Source organism: Streptomyces sp. NPDC001617, from assembly GCF_053596855.1.
Window position 1 is genome coordinate 1 of the sequence record NZ_JBSFHA010000181.1, and the last position, 4420, is coordinate 4420.

3 protein-coding genes and 1 pseudogene are annotated in these 4420 nt (G+C 68.3%); 1 reads left to right on the forward strand and 3 read right to left on the reverse strand.

The annotated features are described in order from the left end of the window. Positions 1-430 precede the first annotated feature (430 nt). Positions 431-2140 (reverse strand): DUF2637 domain-containing protein, encoded by a 1710-nt coding sequence (locus ACWC09_RS52230; RefSeq protein WP_450859332.1) that lies wholly within the window; start codon positions 2138-2140, stop codon positions 431-433. 185 nt (positions 2141-2325) lie between these two features. Here ACWC09_RS52230 and ACWC09_RS52235 point away from each other — a divergent pair, with 185 nt between their 5' ends. After that, the gene (locus ACWC09_RS52235; protein WP_450859334.1) at positions 2326-3009 is read left to right on the forward strand and encodes an IS5 family transposase; all 684 of its coding nucleotides are present in this window, start codon (positions 2326-2328) and stop codon (positions 3007-3009) included. Here ACWC09_RS52235 and ACWC09_RS52240 read toward each other — a convergent pair. Both ACWC09_RS52240 and ACWC09_RS52245 read right to left on the reverse strand, forming a co-directional pair. Beyond that, positions 2975-3468, reverse strand: a pseudogene (locus tag ACWC09_RS52240) (hypothetical protein). The gene ACWC09_RS52235 and the pseudogene ACWC09_RS52240 sit on opposite strands and share 35 nt — an antisense overlap. A 112-nt stretch (positions 3469-3580) precedes the next feature. Beyond that, a complete protein-coding gene (locus ACWC09_RS52245) occupies positions 3581-4270 on the reverse strand; it encodes a hypothetical protein (protein ID WP_450859336.1) in 690 nt (229 codons plus the stop codon). Between the last annotated feature and the right edge of the window lie 150 nt (positions 4271-4420).

The window sequence follows — 4420 nt, forward strand, 5'->3', positions numbered from 1 at the left end:
GGCCCTGTCTTCATGCGCGCACAACGGGAAGATCACCCCAGCGGGAAACCTGTTCGACCCGCACGTTCCATGATCGGTTGAGATACAGCTTCTAGGATCCGCAACTCCGCTGACAGTGAAGGCTGTTCGTTGACAACGGCTTGGCAAATCCGCGGCTCGGTGAGCAGTCGATCTCGTGACCTGCGTGTTCGTCGAGCCTGCGGCCTCGGCCCGCGACTTCGTGACCACGCTGGTGCTCATGATCGGCCGACAGAGGCAGTGCTAATGAAGCCCGGATTCCGGCGTTTCCGCAGGAAACAGTGCTCACGGAATCGCGGATCCTACAGAGCTGTAGACCGTATGAAGCGGCCGTCCATCTGCGGATCTTTGATTGCCCAGCCGGTTGGGGCTGTCTGGACTGCTGGTGCGCATGGCGAGCAGGCGCGGGTTCTCACTGCTGTGCCTGGGCGTGGTGGCGGGTCAGGGCCTGCCAGCGCCGCTCGAAGTCGACGGCCTGTTCGGCGATGTGGTCGGTGGTGAGGGGCTTGTTGTGCTGTGCGGTGATGCCGTGGGCTGCGCACTCCTGCGCAATGGCTTCGGGTGAGGGGGCTTCGGTGCGCACCCGCTGCTCGGCCCAGAGATGGTAGACGCGGAACGGCAAGAGGTAGCGGCGCAGGGTGGACGGGCTGACCGGTTTCCCGCCGCGGCCGTACATGTCCTTGGTGCTTGCAAGGTAGGCAGACAGCTGGTCGGCCTCCCGCGTGGAGGACAGCTCTTCGCCGCCCTGCCGGTTGCGGAACTCCAGCCAGGCAAGGTAGTAGCGGTCGACGGTGGTGAGCGCGGTGGCCTCCCCCATCGAGTCGTCCTCGCTCGTCGGTTCGTCGATGGCGGCGCGCACCCCGGGAGTGCGCAATTCCTTGGCGGGGTGCGCTCCCGCGCCGGCCGGCGTCTGCTCGCCCTCCTTCGGGAAGGGCTCGCCGGGGAACGGCTGTCCGGCGGAATCGGCGGCTTCCTCGCCGGGCGGTTCCGCCTCGTCGAACTCGCGCTGCCGGAAGGCGGCGACGAAGCCCTCCAGGTCGCCGCCCGTGATGGGCCGGCCGTCTCCGCCGGTGATCTGGTCCCGCCGGTAGACGTACGTGGCGAGGGTGGCGGCATCGGGGTACGCGCCGTGCTCCTGCCCGTACGCGCGCCAGGCGTTGCAGAAGTAGTCACCCCAACCCGCGTCCGCGCCATCCAGGTCTCGGGGAACTGCCCCGGTCTCGGCCGCGGGCGTGTGACGCTCCTTGAGGAGCCTCAGCAGGGGTTCGAGTTGCTCATCAGACAGCGGCCCGCCGGCCGCGGTCGCGATGCCGTACCGGTCTTGGAGCCACATCGCGAACTGCGCACTCGTGGGCTCGAATCCGAAAGCGGCCATCCAGTCCTGGTAGGCGCTCGCGAGATGTGGGGCGGTCCCCTCGTCTCCCCGTTCGTGCGTCTGCTCGGGGTGCGCGGCTCGCATCGGCCCCCTCGACCGAGGGCCCGCGCCACCCGCGTCCACGAGTTCCCGCTCCTGGTCGGCAGCGGCCCCGAGTTCGAGGCCTGGCCGCCGCCCCGGAACCGGGGATCGCCCGACAGTGAACTGGACCGGCGGCTCGTCAATGCCCGCGGCGGCCAGGCCGGCCAGGGCCGTCTCGGCGAGGGGGACGCCGTAGCGGGCCAGGCGCAGCGGCATCAACGACTCCACCGGAGCCTTGCGCCGCCAGGCGCGGCCGAACCGGGAGTGAAGGCTGGACTGGTAGACGAGACGTTCCTGCTCCAGCTGGATGACCTCCTCGTAGGAACGCAGCTCCCACAACTTCATACGGCGCCACAACAGGAACGTCGGGACCGGTGACAGCAGCCAGCGGGTGAGCCGCACTCCCTCCATGTGCCGGTCCGCCGTGATGTCAGCGATCCGGCCGATCGCATGCCGGGCGGCCTCCACCGCCACCACGAACAGCACCGGAATGACCGCATGCATGCCCACACCCAGCGGATCCGGCCAAGCCGCCGCGCCGTTGAACGCGATCGTCGCCACCGTCAAAAGCCAGGCCGTCTGACGCAGCAGCGGAAAGGGGATACGGACCCAGGTCAGGAGGCCCCTGGTGCTGCAGTCTTCCGTGCTGGCGTTGATGGCGTCCAACTCGGCATCCCCGTCGTGTGATTGTCTCGCTCACCGGTTCGGGAACGCAGCGGACCGGCCGTACAGGCGACCGAAGTATCCGTCCGACATGAGCGACGCGGAGTGGACCGTCGTACGTGACGCAATGCCGGTTCCCGGCTGGCTCGAGGGCCGCGGCGGGCAACCGGAGAGCATGCCACCGGCAGATGGTCGATGCGGTGCGCTATCTGGTCGCGGGTGGTATCACCTGGCGGGCGATGCCTGCGGACTTCCCCGCGTGGGACCGCGTCTACGCCTTCTTCCGGCGCTGGCGGGACAAGGGCCTGACCGCCGAGTTCCACGACCTCCTGCGCGACCGGGTCCGCCGGGCCGCGGGCCGGGACCCGGAGCCGACGGCCGGCATCATCGATGCGCAGTCGGTGAAGGCAGCCGCGTCGGTGCCAGGCGCGACCAGAGGCTTCGACGGCGGGAAGAAGATCAACGGCCGCAAGCGGCACATCGTGGTGGACACCCTCGGACTGCTGCTGGCCGTGATGGTGACCGCGGCCTCGGTCACTGACCGGGACGCAGGGAAGACACTCCTGGCCCGGCTGTGTGAACGGCACTGGCGCGACACGCGGGTGTGGGCCGACGGCGGCTACACCGGGCGCCTGGTCGACCTCGCCCGCGACGCTTGGCGGATCGCGCTGACCGTGGTCAGACGCAGCGACGACACCAGCGGTTTCACCGTGCTGCCGAAGAGGTGGCTGGTGGAGCGCACGTTCGCGTGGCTGATGCACTCACGCCGACTGGCCCGCGACTACGAGACGCGCACCGACACCTCGGAGGCAGTGATCAAGTGGGCGATGAGCACGGTCATGAGCCGCCGCCTCGCCCGACGGGCACGCTGAACAGCCCCGGACGCTCCTCCGCCAGCCAGCCCCGCGCGGCCAGCCGCTTGGCTTTCGACCGCACCCCTTCCACCTTCGCCGGGACCGGCTCCAGCCCGAGGCCGCCGCGAGTTGACGACAGTCCATCGCCTCCCCGCTCATCCCGTTCCCGCCGGCCAGCACGTCCATGATCCGCTGGTAGTCCGGCGCGAGAACCGCCGGGGCGAGCCCTTCCTCACAGCGAGGCACCACTGAGCCGGGCACCGCCTGCCTGACCTGCACCGGCCGTTCGCCGGCCACCACGACCGGCACCACGTCCTCGCCTCCGCGAGGCTCCGCCAGAACCTCACCCACCGTCTCACGGGCAATCACGAACCGCTCCCACACCGCCTCGGCTTCCCGCAGCTCGGCCTGGAGAGCATCCACCCGCTGCCGAGCGACGCGTTCACGCTCCTCCAGCAGCCCCATCACCGACGGCATCCCGGCACCTCCATCGAAGAGACGACACAACAACCCGTCCCTCCCGCCGAAACACCACCCCTACACCTGACCAGCGGAAACACACCCGCACTCTCGGAAAGACAACGGCTTCTTAGACCAACACAGGAAGGGTGGGGTGCCGAAGATCTCGATCAACGTTCTTCATCAGCGGCAGCACCCGTTCATGGGTGTCCCCCGCGCGGTCCAGTACCGTCACTTGCACGTAGAGGTCCTCGACTTCCCGCATAGCCTTCTCCGAGAACCACCCAAGGCCGGTTCGGCGGCTTGCACTTGTCACAGCGCCGCGCCCCACGTGGGTGAAGTCGAAGTCCGCGCCCTTCACCAGTCGTCGCGCCGCGATCGCCGCCACCATCTCCTCCTGAGTCAGCCAGCGCTCCGGGTTGGCCGCCCCCGCGTCGAGCACGGTCTGGGTGAAGGTCAGCCAGTAGGCGACGCTTCTGATCACGGCCACATCCTGTGAGCCGTTGACGAGTTGGAACGTCCAGACCAGTCCGCCGCGCGGGGCCCGGTCGTAGACATGCCCGGACGAGCCCAGGGAAGGTCTGACGGTTTGCGCGTACTGGGCCCGGGCGAGCGAAGCCCCTCCAGTTCCCAGCACCGCCGTGACCGCACTGCCGATGTCCAGAAGTTGCAGCCGCCACGGCCAGGACCTCGTCAGGTGGCCGGGAAGGTTCTGCTTGATCAAGCAGAACGCCAGAAGTACAACGGCAACGGCGGTCAGGACCCACAACAACCGGGAAAACAACAAGCTGCGGCGCACCACACGCTGTTCCGTCTCCACCGGCTCAACTCCCCCACGATCAGCCCCGCCACCGGAACCCCCGTCCGACCTCCTAAGAAGCCGTATCTCAACCGAACATCATCGCTTGATTTCCGCTGGTCTGGCATGGTCTAGCTCGGAATGAGGGAGGCATGCGGCGTCTTGTTTCGG

Excerpts from the sequence above, each read along its gene's own strand:
- ACWC09_RS52235 (WP_450859334.1), top strand. The coding sequence starts at position 2,326 with ATGGTCGATGCGGTGCGCTATCTGGTCGCGGGTGGTATCACCTGGCGG.